The 14815-nt window shown below is 67.1% G+C and carries 13 protein-coding genes; 3 read left to right on the forward strand and 10 right to left on the reverse strand.

Going from position 1 to position 14815, the window contains the following annotated elements; translation table 11 throughout:
- The 6 genes from OHB12_RS18185 to OHB12_RS18210 all read right to left on the reverse strand — a co-directional run bounded on the left by OHB12_RS18185 (position 1) and on the right by OHB12_RS18210 (position 7916).
- Positions 1-1014: an SCO2522 family protein gene (locus OHB12_RS18185; protein ID WP_327109807.1), complete on the reverse strand. Its 1014-nt coding sequence runs from the start codon at positions 1012-1014 to the stop codon at positions 1-3.
- Between the two features lie 55 nt (positions 1015-1069).
- A complete protein-coding gene (locus OHB12_RS18190) occupies positions 1070-1981 on the reverse strand; it encodes an SCO2523 family variant P-loop protein (RefSeq protein ID WP_327109808.1) in 912 nt (303 codons plus the stop codon).
- Positions 1982-1985: 4 nt separating this feature from the next.
- Positions 1986-3878, reverse strand: a complete 1893-nt coding sequence (locus tag OHB12_RS18195; protein WP_327109809.1) for an SCO2524 family protein — start codon at positions 3876-3878, stop codon at positions 1986-1988.
- A 172-nt stretch (positions 3879-4050) separates the two neighbouring features.
- Complete coding sequence (locus OHB12_RS18200; RefSeq protein ID WP_327109810.1) at positions 4051-4902, reverse strand: TIGR02569 family protein; 852 nt, start codon at positions 4900-4902, stop codon at positions 4051-4053.
- Positions 4903-5267: 365 nt separating this feature from the next.
- Complete coding sequence (gene moeZ, locus OHB12_RS18205; RefSeq protein WP_327109811.1) at positions 5268-6452, reverse strand: adenylyltransferase/sulfurtransferase MoeZ; 1185 nt, start codon at positions 6450-6452, stop codon at positions 5268-5270.
- A 285-nt stretch (positions 6453-6737) separates the two neighbouring features.
- The gene (locus OHB12_RS18210) at positions 6738-7916 is read right to left on the reverse strand and encodes a DUF3152 domain-containing protein (RefSeq protein WP_327109812.1); all 1179 of its coding nucleotides are present in this window, start codon (positions 7914-7916) and stop codon (positions 6738-6740) included.
- A gap of 283 nt (positions 7917-8199) precedes the next feature.
- On the opposite strand from OHB12_RS18210, the gene OHB12_RS18215 reads away from it, so the two are divergent.
- Positions 8200-8865 carry a TetR/AcrR family transcriptional regulator gene (locus OHB12_RS18215; RefSeq protein ID WP_327109813.1) on the forward strand — a complete coding sequence of 222 codons (666 nt, stop codon included), beginning with the start codon at positions 8200-8202 and terminating at the stop codon, positions 8863-8865.
- A gap of 79 nt (positions 8866-8944) precedes the next feature.
- Here the strand turns inward: OHB12_RS18215 and OHB12_RS18220 are convergent, their stop codons facing one another.
- Complete coding sequence (locus OHB12_RS18220; protein ID WP_327109814.1) at positions 8945-9172, reverse strand: DUF3107 domain-containing protein; 228 nt, start codon at positions 9170-9172, stop codon at positions 8945-8947.
- 270 nt (positions 9173-9442) lie between these two features.
- Complete coding sequence (locus tag OHB12_RS18225) at positions 9443-9994, reverse strand: YceI family protein (protein ID WP_327109815.1); 552 nt, start codon at positions 9992-9994, stop codon at positions 9443-9445.
- A 102-nt stretch (positions 9995-10096) separates the two neighbouring features.
- Here OHB12_RS18225 and OHB12_RS18230 point away from each other — a divergent pair, with 102 nt between their 5' ends.
- Complete coding sequence (locus tag OHB12_RS18230) at positions 10097-10933, forward strand: helix-turn-helix transcriptional regulator (protein WP_327109816.1); 837 nt, start codon at positions 10097-10099, stop codon at positions 10931-10933.
- Positions 10934-11165: 232 nt separating this feature from the next.
- Here OHB12_RS18230 and OHB12_RS18235 read toward each other — a convergent pair whose 3' ends face one another.
- Both OHB12_RS18235 and OHB12_RS18240 read right to left on the reverse strand, forming a co-directional pair.
- Complete coding sequence (locus OHB12_RS18235; protein ID WP_327109817.1) at positions 11166-11867, reverse strand: ferritin-like fold-containing protein; 702 nt, start codon at positions 11865-11867, stop codon at positions 11166-11168.
- A 27-nt stretch (positions 11868-11894) separates the two neighbouring features.
- Entirely contained in the window at positions 11895-12446 is a 552-nt protein-coding gene (locus tag OHB12_RS18240) for a hypothetical protein (RefSeq protein WP_327109818.1), read from the reverse strand.
- A 613-nt stretch (positions 12447-13059) separates the two neighbouring features.
- Between OHB12_RS18240 and OHB12_RS18245 the strand changes: the two genes are divergently transcribed.
- On the forward strand, positions 13060-14808 hold the full coding sequence (locus OHB12_RS18245) for a DEAD/DEAH box helicase (protein ID WP_327121211.1): 1749 nt from the start codon (positions 13060-13062) through the stop codon (positions 14806-14808).
- Positions 14809-14815: the final 7 nt, after the last annotated feature.

Raw genomic sequence — 14815 nt, forward strand, 5'->3', positions numbered from 1 at the left:
TCAGGATCCATCCAGCAGCAGGTGGCTCATCCGCTCGGTCACCTTGCGTGGCACCGTGATCGGGACGTCCTCGACGGTGCCCCGCGCGATGACCTGATCGACCACTTCTTCCTCGAGATCGATGTGATCCAGGATTACCCGCACCGCGTGTTCGATACCCAGGTACCGCTGCGGCAGCAGCGACAGCGACCGGTAGGCAGCGAAGGGTTTGGCCTGCGGATTGAGTTTCACCACGGCGGGCATCTCCCACCACTGCTGCGGCCAGCCGTCCTCCGGCCGCCACAGCTGCGGATCCACGATGGGTTCGCCGTCGTAGCGCAGCATCCCGAGCCGCAGCAGCTGCCAGATCGAGGCCAGGAAGGGGCACGACCATTTGGTGTGCACCTCGGCCCGCCCGTTCACCTTCTTGGTCTGCTTGGTCCACATCTGCACGTCGAGGAAGATCGAATGCTCGCGCCTGCCGAACTCCTCTGGCGGCTCGTACGGCAGGCGATGCATGGCCTGGCCCGGCTCGTCGTCGGAAGCGCGGCGCCCGTTGCACAGCCAGCCGGACTCCGCGGTGGGCGGACGACGCCCGGTCGAGCCCTCCGGCGGCTCGGCCACGATGCGCGCGGCGACCATTTCGGCCAATTGGATGCGGCGCTCACCGGTCGAGCCGGACGGCGTCTCCCAACAGCCCGCCTCGCGTGCCAGATAGTCGATGGTCACCCCGCACTGCGTGGCGGCGCTGAGCAACTTGCCGAGAATCTCGGTGGGGTCGGTGTCGTGCCGAAAATAGTCATCGATCAGGAAGCAGGTGCTCACCCGTGCGCGCGGCCCGAACTCGGCCTGAGCGGCAGCGGTGAGGGCCGTGACCAGTGGAGCGATCTTGCGGAACTGTGCGCGGATGCGATCCTCGCCGTTGCTGAGATCGTTCATGTAGAAGTGCCCCACCTCGATGGACAGGTGGGACAACGGAACCTGGGCGATCCGCGTACGCTCGGTCGCCTCGCTATAGCCTGCTACGTAGTCCACGGGGATCGAAAACCCTTCTAGGATGGCGCTTTCGGAAGCAGCGGCGAGTTCGGTTCTATTCCCAGGTGGCCGCGTGCACCAGGCGACCGGCGAGCTGGTTGAAGGCGGCGGCGGTGTCCTCGTTGGCGATGCTGTTGGCCACGTCGGCGTCGAGAATGATCTGCTCGCGCCATTGCAGCACGGGCTCCACCGGTGTCTTGCCGAGCAGCGATGTCGCACCGAGCCGATTCTTCCCGGCCAGCGTGACCAATGCTCCGTTCTGTTCTTGCAACCACTTGACCTGGGCCGCACCGGGACCACCGGTCATCTCGTTCAATTGTGGCACCGCGGTGCGCACGTAGCGAATGTTTGCGAGCAGCTTCTTCGGGTCGTGTTTCCACTGTCCACCGGTCTCCAGCAACCCGTGCGGACCGTGCACCAATCCGCTCGCCGCCAGGATGTGCTGGCGAGTCCAGCGGTGGAAGACCAGCCACCGCACCGTCTTCGAGGCCAGCTGCGGCGCCGCTGTCGCGCGCAGCACCAGCTCCATCGCCAGCGAGCGGCCCGCGCTCAGGTCTACGAAACAGACCTTGAATTCCTGTTCGAGGCCGACGAGGAGTTCCGTGCAGCGCTTGACCACCCCGTCGTTGATGCTGTCGAACTCGGCGCCGCCTTCGTCACCAGGGAACAGAACGAGCCGTCCCGTCCTGGTCCGCATCTTGCGGAGGCCACTGCGATCGGTCCTGGCGCGCACGTCGATCTGCCGGGCGATGCCGTTCTTCCCGAGCAGATACTCGTGCAGTCCGTCCCCATCGGGAGTTCCCCGCTCCACGGAACCGATTTCGAACAGGGCGCCCGCGGTCGGCGAACCGAAGTCGAAATCGAGATAGACCACGCTCATCCCGCTGAGGCACAAGCGGTAGGCGAGATTGCAGCTGGTCACCGAACGTCCGGTGCCGCCCTTGTCGGAGGTCGCGAACACGATCATGCGATTACGTGCTCCTTGTCGCGTCCATGCGGGCATAGGCCAGTTTGTGCAGCTCGCGTAGCGCGTCGGCGGCGAGCACGAACGCGGTGCCCGCCTGTCTGCGAACCACCAGTTGCCTGGCTTGCTCGAGGTGCTCCTCCACCCGGTCCAGAGTGATCCGGTTCTCCGAGAAGTCCTCGATACTGACGCCGAGCATTTCCTGGTTGAGCAGGTGCTCGGCCTCGTTGAGCAGTTCGACCGCGCGCACCACCATCGCGCGGGAGGTCAGCGGTGGCTCGCGGAACGTCCGGTCCGCGGTGACCAAGCATTCGATCACGCGTTCTGTCATGTACCAGGACGGATCGCTCTCCCGCTGCGTCCCGTTGCCGAAGACTCCGGCGGGATCGTCCCAGAGCCCGGACGCCCTTCCGGAGCTGATCATTCGCGCTTCCAGATGATCCATCGTCGATTTGGCCAGATCCATCAGCCGGTCGCGGGCGGTGATGTCACCGGAGAGACGGGCAGCCTGCAACGTGCGCTTCAACAGCACTGCGGCGAAATCGGAGACCTCCCAGTGCAACAGCGGCCCGTTGTCCACGGTTTCACTGCCGCGCAAGGACAATCGCACGCCGGGCGCGTGCAACTCGACCGCGGGATCGTCGCGTGTGGTCCTGCGGATGATCCGGCCGCGCCTGGCCAGTTCGTCGAAAATCGAGACGGCTCTGGTCAAGTCGTCGTCGGAAGCGGTTCGGGCGACCAGGTCCTGGATCAGCACGGCGGACACGATGAGACTGAAGTAGTCCGATTCCTCGCCGTCGGAGGTGCGCCACGGGATATCTTCCAGCGGCCACGAACCGGAACCGAATCGGGCGACCGTCGACCAGTAGCGCTGAGTCAAGTCCCAGCGGATGCGCAGTGCCTCGGCCAGCCGGTACTGCTGCTCGTCGAGCAGGTCCAGTTCCCTGGTGCGCTGGGAGATCAGGTCGTTGATGCCGTCGAGCGCGATGACGGTGAAATACAGGTAGGGGCGCGGATCGGCGACGCCGGGCTTTCTGGCGATGTCGCTGTCCACGAAGCCGACCGGCGCGGCCTCGCGGACCAGCCCCCAGCTCCAGCCGCATTCGAACAGCAGATCCTCGTCGTCCAGCTCGGTGTCCGGCGTCTGCCCGAGCGTGATGTCATTGCGCAGCCGCGCGCGGACCCGCTGCAGGCTGTGCGTGATGCCCTCGGCGACCGTTTTCTCGGGCAGGTCGTTCTGATTGAGCATGCCGAGCATCACTTGTCCGGCATCGGATTTCGGCTCGACGGTCGTGACGACGAAACTGCGCACCAGACCGGTCATCGCGGCGGTGAGGCGGGTGCTGAGCCTGGCGGTGAGCTTCTCGATCCGTTCGGCGAGGCTGCCGCGCGCCTCCGCGCGCACCCAGCCCTCGTAGACCCGGAGGAAGCGCAGCCCCGCGAGACACAGTGTCAGCGACATGGAGTACGAGTCGACGACCTCGATATCCCGCTGCGCCGCAGTGGGTTCCCGCTCGTCGGCGGAGCGCAGGTAGCTGCCTGCGGCGAAGATGGGATCACCGTCCGGTTCGCCGGCACTGTCCGGTTCGAAGTCCGGTCCAAGGCGTTGGGTGTTGCGGAGGATGTAGTCCTCCAGCAACGTGACTATGACGGTGCCGATCTTCGTCTGACCGCCGAACGGCGAGAGCACCGAACTGACATCGTCGGCCATGCTGTCCGGACGATCCAGTGCCAGGCTTTCGATCTCGGTCGCCGGATAGAGCAGGCACAGCAACTGCTCGGAATCACTGATCGAGTTGGCGGGCTCGCGACCATCCCAGTGCCACTCGGCGCCGTTCCAGGATTGGGTCAGCACGGATCGCCACAGATCCAGAATCTGTTGCCTCGGTTGAATTCTCACCTGCCGCCGTCCTCACCCCTCGTCGCGGGCCGCGCTGGTCTCCAGCCCAGCAGAGACCCACGGCGGCGATACTGCGCAAAACTTATCACGGGTGGCAGGCGCGGCGTCGGGCTCCGCGCGATTCGATATCGTGCTGCGCGCACAACCATTCCGTACAGCAGGTATTCCGAATTCAGAGCATGAGGCGCACCATGTCGGCGGTGCGCGCGAGACCAGGGAACGCCTCGGGAGTCGAGCGCGGATGCAGTGCATGTACCGCGAGCCGAAACATGACCGCCCGCAACAACATCTGCGACCACTCCGGCAGATCCGCCCAGCGCTCGAGCAACCCTTCGTCCGCGCCTCCCCAGGCCAGCGCGTCCACCACGATCACGCCCGCCGCCCACGGCGCCGGCCGCCAATACGGCGTGATGTCGGTGAGGCCGGGCAGGTGGGAGCCCGCGAACAGCACAGTGCCGAACAGGTCGCCGTGCACCACTTGCGCGGGCGCCCGCACCGGCTTGCGCAGCGTGGCGAGCTGACCGATCAGCTCCATACTGCGTTGGCCGTCCGGCGAGGTAGACAGCGGCACACCGCCCGCGCGGAGGCTGCGCAGCGGCACCGCCTCCCAGGCGGCGCGGTCCGCGGCGACGAAAACATCCACATCCACCCACGGCGCGACCGGCGGCTGCACCAGGAAACGTGGCCGCTCCAGCGTCGCCGTGGCCTGGTGCAGTCGCAGCGACAACGACACCACCTCGTCGTGGCGCGGTTCAGGAGTGCCCTCCAGATAGGTATCCGCCCGCCAACCCGACACGACATAGCGACCGTCGGTCGCGCGTACCGGACGGGCCACCCGCAGCCCGTCCACCTTCAGCGTCTCACGCACCTTCGCCGACCACGCCGCGCGCGCGTGATCGGCGACCGGACTGAGCACCACGTCGCCTAAGCGCCAGCCACCGTCCCAGTCACCCAGCGCAACCGGGGTCACTTCGCGCAGACCGAACGTGGCACGCACGTGCTCGGGTGGTTCCACAGAAGTCACGGCCGTACCGTACGCTGTGTCGGTTTTGGCGCGCCTTCGGCGCGCCGTGTTCGCGGCCCCTTGATGGCTCGCGTCCGAGCGACCGCCGCTGGCGACTTCGTCGCGGACGCGGCGGCCACTCGGACGCGAGCCGGGCCGCGAACAGACAATGCTCGATCTCGCTACGCTCGGAAGCCGGAGCATTGCCAACAACTCGGGGTCGCCGTAGCATCCTACGAAAACAATATGCCTGCTGGTCAGACCAGGTTTTTGCGGGAATATCGCTGGCACCGGCGGGTTGTTCCACTTCCATTAACCAGCGGAACCCCGGCTCCTGGAACCCGAGTCGGGCCGTAGTGCCGGAGGCGCTGCGTAACAAACACCGCTCAGTACACCGGCAGCGACTTGTCTATCTGGTTGGCCCAGGCGATGATGCCGCCCTGTAGATGCGTGGCGTCGGAGAAACCGGCGTTCTTCAACGCGGCCAGCGCCTCGGCGGAGCGGATACCGGTTTTGCAGTGCAACACGATCGGACGGTTCTGCGGTAGCTCGGATAGTGCTTCCCCGGACAGGATGCGGTCCTTCGGGATCAGCTTGGCGCCCTCGATGTGCACGATGTCCCACTCGACCGGCTCGCGCACGTCGATCAGCTCGATCTCCTTGCCGGCGTCGATCAACTCCTCGAGCTCGCGGGCGGTGATCGTGGACCCGGCCGCGGCCGCGTGGCCCTCCTCGGACACGACGCCGCAGAACGCCTCGTAATCGATCAGCTCGGTGATCGGCCGGCGCTCCGGATCGCGGCGCAGTGTGATCGTCCGGTAGTTCATGTCCAGTGCGTCGTACACCATCAGCCTGCCCAGCAGTGGCTCGCCGATACCGGTGATCAGCTTGATCGCCTCGGTCACCATGACCGACCCGATCGACGCGCACAGCACACCGAGTACACCGCCCTCGGCGCAGGACGGGACCATGCCCGGCGGCGGGGCCTCGGGGTACAGGTCGCGGTAGTTGATGCCGCGGCCGTCGGGCGCGTCTTCCCAGAACACCGAGACCTGGCCCTCGAAGCGGTAGATCGAACCCCACACATAAGGCTTGCCCGCCAGCACCGCGGCGTCGTTGACCAGGTAGCGGGTGGCGAAGTTGTCGGTGCCGTCGACGATCAGGTCGTACTCGCCGAACAGCTCGACCGCGTTATCCGGCTCCAAGCGGATCTTGTGCAGCACCACGTCGATGCCGGAGTTGATCTCCAGGATCGAGTCACGCGCGCTGTCGGCCTTCGGGCGGCCGATATCGGATTCGCCGTGGATGATCTGACGCTGCAGATTCGAGGCGTCCACCTCGTCGAACTCGACGATGCCCAGGGTCCCGACACCCGCGGCCGCCAGATACAGCAGGGCAGGCGAGCCGAGCCCACCGGCACCGATCACCAGCACCTTGGCGTTCTTCAAACGTTTCTGCCCGTCCACCCCGAGATCGGGGATGATCAGGTGACGGCTGTAGCGGGCGACCTCGTCCCTGGTCAGCTCCACGGCCGGCTCGACAAGTGGCGGCAGAGACTTCGGTGATGACACGTCCAGGACTCCTCGAATCGCATTGGCCGATCGCAGCGGCAATTGGCCCCTTACGGGCTGCTCACCTGTGCAACACCGCCGACCGAACCGTTCTTCCCCGCACATCGTCCCGCATCACCACCCCGCAGCGATAACCGCCCTGGCCGTCGCGGAGCGGTCACCGGCGGCACGAGCCCCTCGGAGCTGTGAACGCATTCCCAGCGGGAGTTGGGCCGATGTGGGATCGCGGCGAGACCAACCATTCCCCGTTCGCGGCGCCGAAGGCACTGCCGAACAAGCATCTAGCTACCCGCGCGGATAGGGCCAAGGGTTGAAGCGGCAGCGCTTGCCGTCCATCGGCACGACGCCGTCGGGGTCGAGGGCGGCGATGTCGTCGTTGTACGTGCCGAAAGTCTGCTGCATCATCACCGGCGCCAGTCCGCCATCGGTCTCGCACGGCTGATGGTGGTGGTAGCCGATGGCGTGGCCGACCTCGTGGTTGATCTGGTACTGCCGATAAGAGCCGATGTCGCCTTCGAAGGCCAGCGCCCCACGGACCCAGCGGACCTGGGAGAGCACCACGCGGCGGCTGTCGGCGTTGTAGCAGGAGGTGTCGATCGGAATATCGAAACCGCATTCCTTGCGGCTGGATTCGCGCGAGGTAAGCGAGATGCGGAAGTCCGCGGCGCCCTGACCGACCCGGCGGAACGCGAACTTGCGGTCGTGCGCCCAGCTCTTCGGATTGGCGAGGGTGGAGTCCACCATTGTGGCGAAGGACTCGTCGCCGCCGAAAGCCGAGGTGTCCACGCCGTCTTCGATCTCGACGGTGTAGCGGAAGACGTTCGTTCCGGTGCCGACCTGGGCGGTGATGCCCGGCACCACGCGCCAGGTGCCCGCGCCGGTGACGGCGAACGCGCCCCCCTCGGGCAGCGCCCCCGTCGGCAGGTCGGTGGGAAAGTGCCCGTCCCCCGGCGGGGCGCCGATAATGCCCGCGGTCGCGGTGTGCGGGCTGAGCTGTCCGAGTCCGGGAGTCCCGCCCGCGCCTTCCGAGGTGTCGGTGCTGCGGATCGCATCCGCGACCACAAGCACGGTGATTACGAAAAGCACCGGGAGCGCGTACGCCCGCCAGCCATAGGTGGAGACGAATCTGCCGAGTGCGCTTTGCTTCTTCGCATCCCGCTCGGGGCGGCCCCGCACTCTGCCGTCGTCCGACGCGATGGGGTCCCAGCGGGCACGCAGCGGTTGGTGGGATCGGTCGTCTGTGTCGTAGAGGCCGAGCGGATCGTAGATCTCGACGTTGTCGCCGTCGCGCCGCAGTGGGTTCGAATCAGACTGCTGCCCAGGGGGTTCGGGGGTTCGAGCCGAGCGCGTCCGGTTGCCGGACCCACCGCCCCGGCCTGGTGATCCGCCACCGGTCCCGGACCGTGCCGCGACGTCGGGTCGAGCCGCTTCACCCGATCGCGCGTCTGGCCCGGTTCTCGCCATGGGGCCCGACACTACGGAACCGGACGCGCCGGAGCCAGCGGGGCGGCGCGCTCCGCGCCTCCCGCCGGATGGTCTCTCCGGTCCGTCGGACACACAAACCAGAGTGTCACAGGGGACGAGTCCCCACGGACGAGGAATTTCGCCGGCCGGCTCGATGCGACAATTCTCACCGGGTGGCATGAGTTGCCCGACCCCGAGCTGCGGGCGGGCAACTACCGGGTATCGTTCATGGGATAACCCGGTGCACATCCCTTTTGCCGGGGAATCGACTGGGAGAGCCGACATGACTGACCTCGTGGACCGGATGACGTCCCGCCGATCGTCGTCCCGGGCAGCGGCACCCGCCAAACGCGGTACCCGGCTTCCGCGCGACGAGCGACGTCTGCAACTACTCGCGGCGGCAAGCGAAGTCTTCGTTCAGCGCGGCTACCACGCCGCGGGCATGGACGAGATCTCGCAGTGCGCGGGCGTGAGCAAACCGGTGCTGTACCAACATTTCAGCAGCAAGCTGGAGCTGTACCTCGCGGTGCTGCAGAACTATGTGGACATGCTGGTGTCCAGCGTGCGGCAGGCGCTGCGGTCGACCACCGACAACCGACAGCGCGTCCGCGCGGCGGTGCAGGCCTACTTCGACTTCGTGGACAACGAGATGCAGGGTTTCCGGCTGGTCTTCGAGTCCGACCTGACCAGCGAGCCGCAGGTGCAGCGCCGGGTCGAGCAGGCCACCGAGGCCTGCGTGGACGCGGTCTTCGACCTGGTGGCGCACGACTCGGGTCTGGACCCGTACCGTGCGCGCATCCTGGCGGTCGGGCTGGTCGGTGCGAGCCAGTTCACGGCGCGCTACTGGCTGGAGGCCGATCGGCCGATCCCGAAGGAGGAGGCGGTCGACACCACCGTCTCGCTCGCCTGGGGCGGCCTCAAGCACGTGCCGCTGCATCCGATCGGCTGAGCCTGCGCAGCGACGAACGAGCCCCTGTTCCCCACCAATCGGGAACAGGGGCTCGACGCGTATCGGCCGGAGACCAAGATCAGACGGCGGCGAAACCGACGCGGCCGCCCGTGGCGGTGCCGATCTCGACGTAGGCGACCTTCGCGGCCTGGATCAGGAACTTCCGGCCCTTCTCGTCGGTGAGCGATACGACGCCGCCTTCACCGCTCAGCGCACCGGACACTACCGCCTCGACCTCGTCCGGGCTCTGCGCGCTATTGATCACCAGCTCACGCGGGCTATCCGAAATACCGATCTTGACCTCCACGGCCAACCTCCGAACTAAGAGTCCTGTGTTGTCGATCCCAGGCTAGTGCCAGTCCGCCTCCCCGAGTATTCAGGCCGTACTGGTGAGTGCCGCCAGAGACCCGTTCAGGTCCTGCGTTTGGGACCGCTCCAGTTCCGGGCGTACCCGACGAGTTACCCATGTACCTGCGAAATCAGTCGTGACGTCGGGTGTTCGAAGATCAGTCTGTCCGGTTGGGCCGGACGGTGTTCGCCTTTCGCGAACACCGTCCCGGCAGACGATCCGCAGGTCCTACTTCGGCTCGATGAGCTGAATCTCGAGCTCGATCTTCACGGTGTCGCTGAGCATGCCGGGCATCAGGCCGCCGACGCCGAAATCGGTGCGCTTGATGGTGCCGGTCGCGGAGAAACCCGCGTGCCGGTCGCCGGTCGGCCCGAAGTCCTGCACCCCGCCCCACTCGACCTCCAGGGTGACCGGCTTGGTGATCGTGCCGAGCGTTGCCTCGCCCTCGACCTCGAAGGTCTCCGCGACGGCCACGGGGTGGGCGGTGCGGAAGGTGAGCGTCGGACGGTTGGCGACATCGAGGAAGTCAGCGGTGCGGATGTGCGCGTCCCGATCCGGATTCCCGGTGTCGAACGAGTCGAGGTGGATGGTCGCGCCGATGGTGGCGGCGCCGGACTCGTCGACCACGAATTCGGTCTCGAACCGGGTGAATCCACCCCGCACCTTGGAGATGCCGAGGTGACGAATGGTGAAGGCGACCGAGGAGTGCGCGGCGTCCAGCGCCCACGAACCGGTTTTCAGCGTCTGGGTCGCCGTGCGGGATTCCGAGGAAGTTGTCATACTCTCGACGATTGCCGGACCGCGGTCCGTTAACCAGACCGCGGTTATCCTGGACTTGCCAGGGCGCGGCTAACAATCCCAGGAAAAGGCACGATGGGGCACATGGATAGGAACGGATTCGCGGAATTCCTCATCGCCCGGCGCGCCGAACTGCGGCCGTCGGACGTCGGGTTGCCCGAGGGCGGACGGCGCAGGACACCCGGCCTGCGCCGCGAAGAGGTCGCTGTCCGCGCGGGAGTCAGCGCCGACTATCTGGCCCGGCTGGAGCAGGGTCGCGACACCAACCCATCGGTCGCGGTCATCGACGCGTTGGCCGACGCGTTGCTGCTGCGCGGCGGCGAACGCCACCACTTCAGCATGCTCGCCCTGGCCTCCGGCAATGAATCCCGCTGCCCTGGAAGCGAATCCGCCGATGAGAAGGTCGCGGAGACGATCGAGACCATCCTGCGCGCCCTGCATCCCACGCCCGCGTTCGTGGTGGGCCGTCGGCTGAACGTACTCGGCTGGAATCAGGCATGGGTCGACTTCGTCGCCCCGCTCGGCCTGCTGGACCATGACGAACAGCCCAACCTCGCCTGGTACACCTTCATGCATCCGGCGGCGCGGCGCGTCCTGCGCAACTGGGACGAGGCCGCCGACATCTTCTCCGCCGCGCTCGCCCGTGCGAAACTCCGTTGGCCGGGCGATGATTCGCTGCTGGAGACGATCGATGCGCTGCACCGCCACCCGGACTTCGCGCAGCGCTGGAAGCCACACCGGGTCGGCGCCCACATCTCCGGCACGCTGCACCTCGACCATCCCGTCCACGGGCCGGTCGACGTGCCGTTCGAGACCTTGGAGGCCGACCGCGACCAGAGCCTCATCGTCTGGCTCGCCGACCGCACCAGCACACACGCGCCCGGCCTGCGGCTGGTCCCCAACCGAGCGGTGAACGAATAGGCATCACCGCGCGCCACAGGGGCACCGACCTCGGGCCGACGCGATCATAGCGAAAACCCAACGACCGCAGCAGAATAGCGAGACCAAGCATTCTTCGAGATCCAGCATTGCCCGTTCGCGGCCCGGCTCGCGTCCGAGCGGGCGACGCGTCCGCGACGAAGTCGCCAGCGGCGGTCGCTCGGACGCGAGCCATCAAGGGGCCGCGAACACGCAGCCCCGCAGGCGCTGCAAATCAAATACCGAGCACCGCCATTCGTTCGGCGTGGCTGGCCTGCATGCGCTCGAAGAGTTCGGCGATGCCGTTGAGGTCGCCGGTGGCGATGAGGACCAGCTCGGTGAGTTCGTCGCGCTGGGCCATCACGTACTGGGCCTGGGTGATCGCCTCACCGAGCAGGCGTCTGCCCCACAGTGTGAGACGGTCACGCTCGGAGCGATTGCGGACGACCGCGCGACGCACCTCTTCGACTACGAACTCCGAATGTCTCGTCTCGGCGAGCACATCGCGGACCACCGCGGCGACGTCGGGAGTGAGCGCGCCCGCGATCTCGGTGTAGAAGTCGGCGGCGATGCCGTCGCCGACGTAGAACTTCACCATCGACTCGAGCCAGGTCGAGGGATCGGTGGAGGCGTGATAGTCGTCCAGCGCCCGCACGAACGGCGCCATGGCGTCGAAGATGTCGGCGCCGCGCTCGGCCAGCGCGGCCTGGAGCGTCTTGAAGTGCTCCATCTCGGCGGCGGCCATCGTGGCCACCGCCACCTTGCCCCGCAGCGTCGGCGACAACTTGGCCTCCTCGGCCAGCCGGTAGAACGCGGAGATCTCGCCGTAGGCGAGGACCGCGAACAGATCGGTCACGCCGGGATGGCTCACGGGGATGGAGAGGTTTGCTGGGTCGGTCGACGTAACACCTAGCGCGGCAGGTGACTGTGCTCCCATACGCCCCAGCCTAATACTTGGCGCGGATCATGCGGCCTCTGCCAGAAACTTCTCGAGGTAGCTCCATGTCGTGTCGCGGGCGGTCGGTCCGGCCAGGATGCCGAGGTGGCTGCCCGGCGCCGTCTCGTAACGGACCGTGGCCGCGCCGGTGAGGGTGCCGATACCCGCTTCGACGGCGGCGGCGGGGGTGATCACGTCGGCGGGCCCGCCGACCAGCAGGACGGGCGCGGTCACCTGCGCCAGCTCGATGCGGCGGGTACCAAGCCGGACGACGCCGCGGCCGATGTCGTTGTTCAGGATCAGCCTGCCCCACAGCTGACCGTAGAAACGGCCGGGATAGCCCGGCATCTCGGCCATGAAGCGGTCGATCGTTTCCATTCTGGCGAGCGGCGGAACCAGCAGGACGGCCGCATCGTCATCCGCCGCGCCGCCGTCCGCGGCCTCGAACCGGCGCAGTCGGCGATGCGGCTGGTCCCACAGCACCGTGGACGGCGTCGGGTCCGGCTGCTCGATTCCGGAGCCGAACGTCAGGGCCCAGGCGTTACGTGCGGCGATGGTGACAGTATCGGCAAGGGTCACAGCGAAGAATCTCCCACAGGTCGGTACCGACGGTTACAGGCAACTCCCGATTGCGTCGACAGCTCCCCCATGCCGATCGGGTTCGGCGACGGAATCAGGCGCAGCCCGAGCCCGACGCCCGCCCCGTTGACACCGGCACCGAAATACACCACATCGTGTAGCGGTTCGAGGGGCGTCCAGATTTGCCGCTCCGGATGAATTGCCATGTGGCGCAGCGTACGTCGGCGACTGACGCGACGAAAGCGCACTTCGGTTTCCGGAAAATTCGACGGCGGGCCGTGACGGCAATTCGAGCCGCGCACACTATCACGCTACAATCACTGCGGACAACGGAAAGTTTCGCTCGATAGAGTTGCTGGACGCCGCGCCCGCGCACATCGCGGGGACGCCGCTACGACCGCCGACCGGTTTCGGGTGCGAGGTTTTCGTTGGACAGGAAAATGTGCGCGCACCAGATCCGCGTCACCAATGCGCCGCGCCGATGTCTTTCCAGGTAGCCGCCGTTTTTCATGGCAGGCGCCGACATCCGGAGCGTGGCCGGGTGAGTATCGCAGGCGGAGACGTGGTTGTCGCGGGCCGCCCGGCCCGCCCCACCTCGTGCGCGCGTGACGCGATTACGAGGAAGGCACGAACCCTGAGCAAGATCACAGTCGATCAGGAACCCGGACTGGCGGACACCCTGTTGACGGCCGAACTGGACGCCACGCATACCGCCCCGACTTTCGCCGAATTAGGAGTTCGCGAGGAAATCGTCCGCGCGCTCGGCGAGATCGGCATCGAACGCACTTTCGCGATTCAAGAACTGACCCTCCCACTGGCGCTCGGCGGTGAGGATCTCATCGGTCAGGCCCGCACCGGCATGGGAAAAACCTTCGGATTCGGTGTGCCGCTGCTGCACCGGATCGCGACCGCCGAATCCGGCACCACACCTCTGGACGGCACGCCGCGAGCGCTCGTCATCGTGCCGACCCGGGAGCTGTGCATCCAGGTCACGCAGGACCTCGAGAACGCGGGCAAATACCTGAGCAATCACCAGGGCCCGCTGCGCGTCGCGTCCATCTACGGCGGCCGACCCTACGAGGCGCAGATCGCGGCACTGCGCTCGGGCGTCGACGTGGTGGTCGGCACCCCGGGCCGACTACTCGACCTCGCCGACCAGCAACACCTGATCCTCGGCAAGATCGGCGTGCTCGTGCTCGACGAGGCCGACGAGATGCTCGACCTCGGCTTCCTTCCCGACATCGAGCGCATTCTCGGCATGGTCCCGGACAAACGCCAGACCATGCTGTTCTCGGCGACCATGCCCGGCCCGATCATCACACTGGCGCGCACCTTCCTGACGCGCCCGACACATATCCGGGCCGAGGAGCCGCACGACTCCGCCGTGCACGACCGGACCGCCCAGTTCGTCTACCGCGCACACGCCCTGGACAAGAGCGAGCTGATCGCCCGCGTGCTGCAAGCCGAGAGCCGGGGCGCCACGATGGTCTTCACACGCACCAAGCGCACCGCGCAGAAGGTAGCCGACGAGCTGGCCGAGCGCGGTTTCGCGGTCGGCGCGGTACACGGCGATCTCGGTCAGATCGCCCGCGAGAAGGCGCTGACCAAATTCCGCAAAGGCACCATCGACGTGCTGGTCGCGACCGACGTCGCCGCCCGAGGCATCGACATCGACGACGTCACGCACGTCGTCAACTACCAGTGCCCGGAGGACGAGAAGACCTACGTGCACCGGATCGGCCGCACCGGCCGGGCCGGCCGCACCGGCGTCGCGGTGACGCTGATCGACTGGGACGAGCTGAACCGCTGGTCGGCGATCAACACCGCACTCGGCCTCGGTATCCCCGATCCGGTCGAGACGTATTCGCGGTCGCCGCATTTGTACTCGGACCTGGGTATTCCGGAGGGCGTGAGCGGCATGATCCGCAAGCCCAAGCCGGAACGCGACCCGGACGGGGTCGTGGTCGAGCGCCCCGACCGCGCACCGCGCAAGCGCAACCGCAGGCGCACGCGCGCCGGTCAGCCGATCGACGGCGTCGAACCGAACGGCACCGGCGACGAGACCACCGGCAACGAAGCCGGACCGGTAGCGGAGACGTCCGCCGACGCCGAGGGGGCCGACAAGCCCGCACGCCGCAGGCGCAGGCGGCGCAAGGCCGCCGGTGACGCGACGGACAACGGCTCCTCGGACAATGCGGCGGAGGGCAACGAGGCCGACACTCCGCACGACAGCGGCGAGGGCGACGCCGAGTCGGCCGACAAGCCCGCACGCCGCAGGCGCAGGCGGCGCAAGCCCGCCGAGGGCGAGTCGGCCGAGGGTAACGGGAGCACGGCCGAGACCACGGCGGCCGCTTCGGTCTGATCCGCTA

This window comes from Nocardia sp. NBC_01730, assembly GCF_035920445.1.
Classification (GTDB): domain Bacteria; phylum Actinomycetota; class Actinomycetes; order Mycobacteriales; family Mycobacteriaceae; genus Nocardia.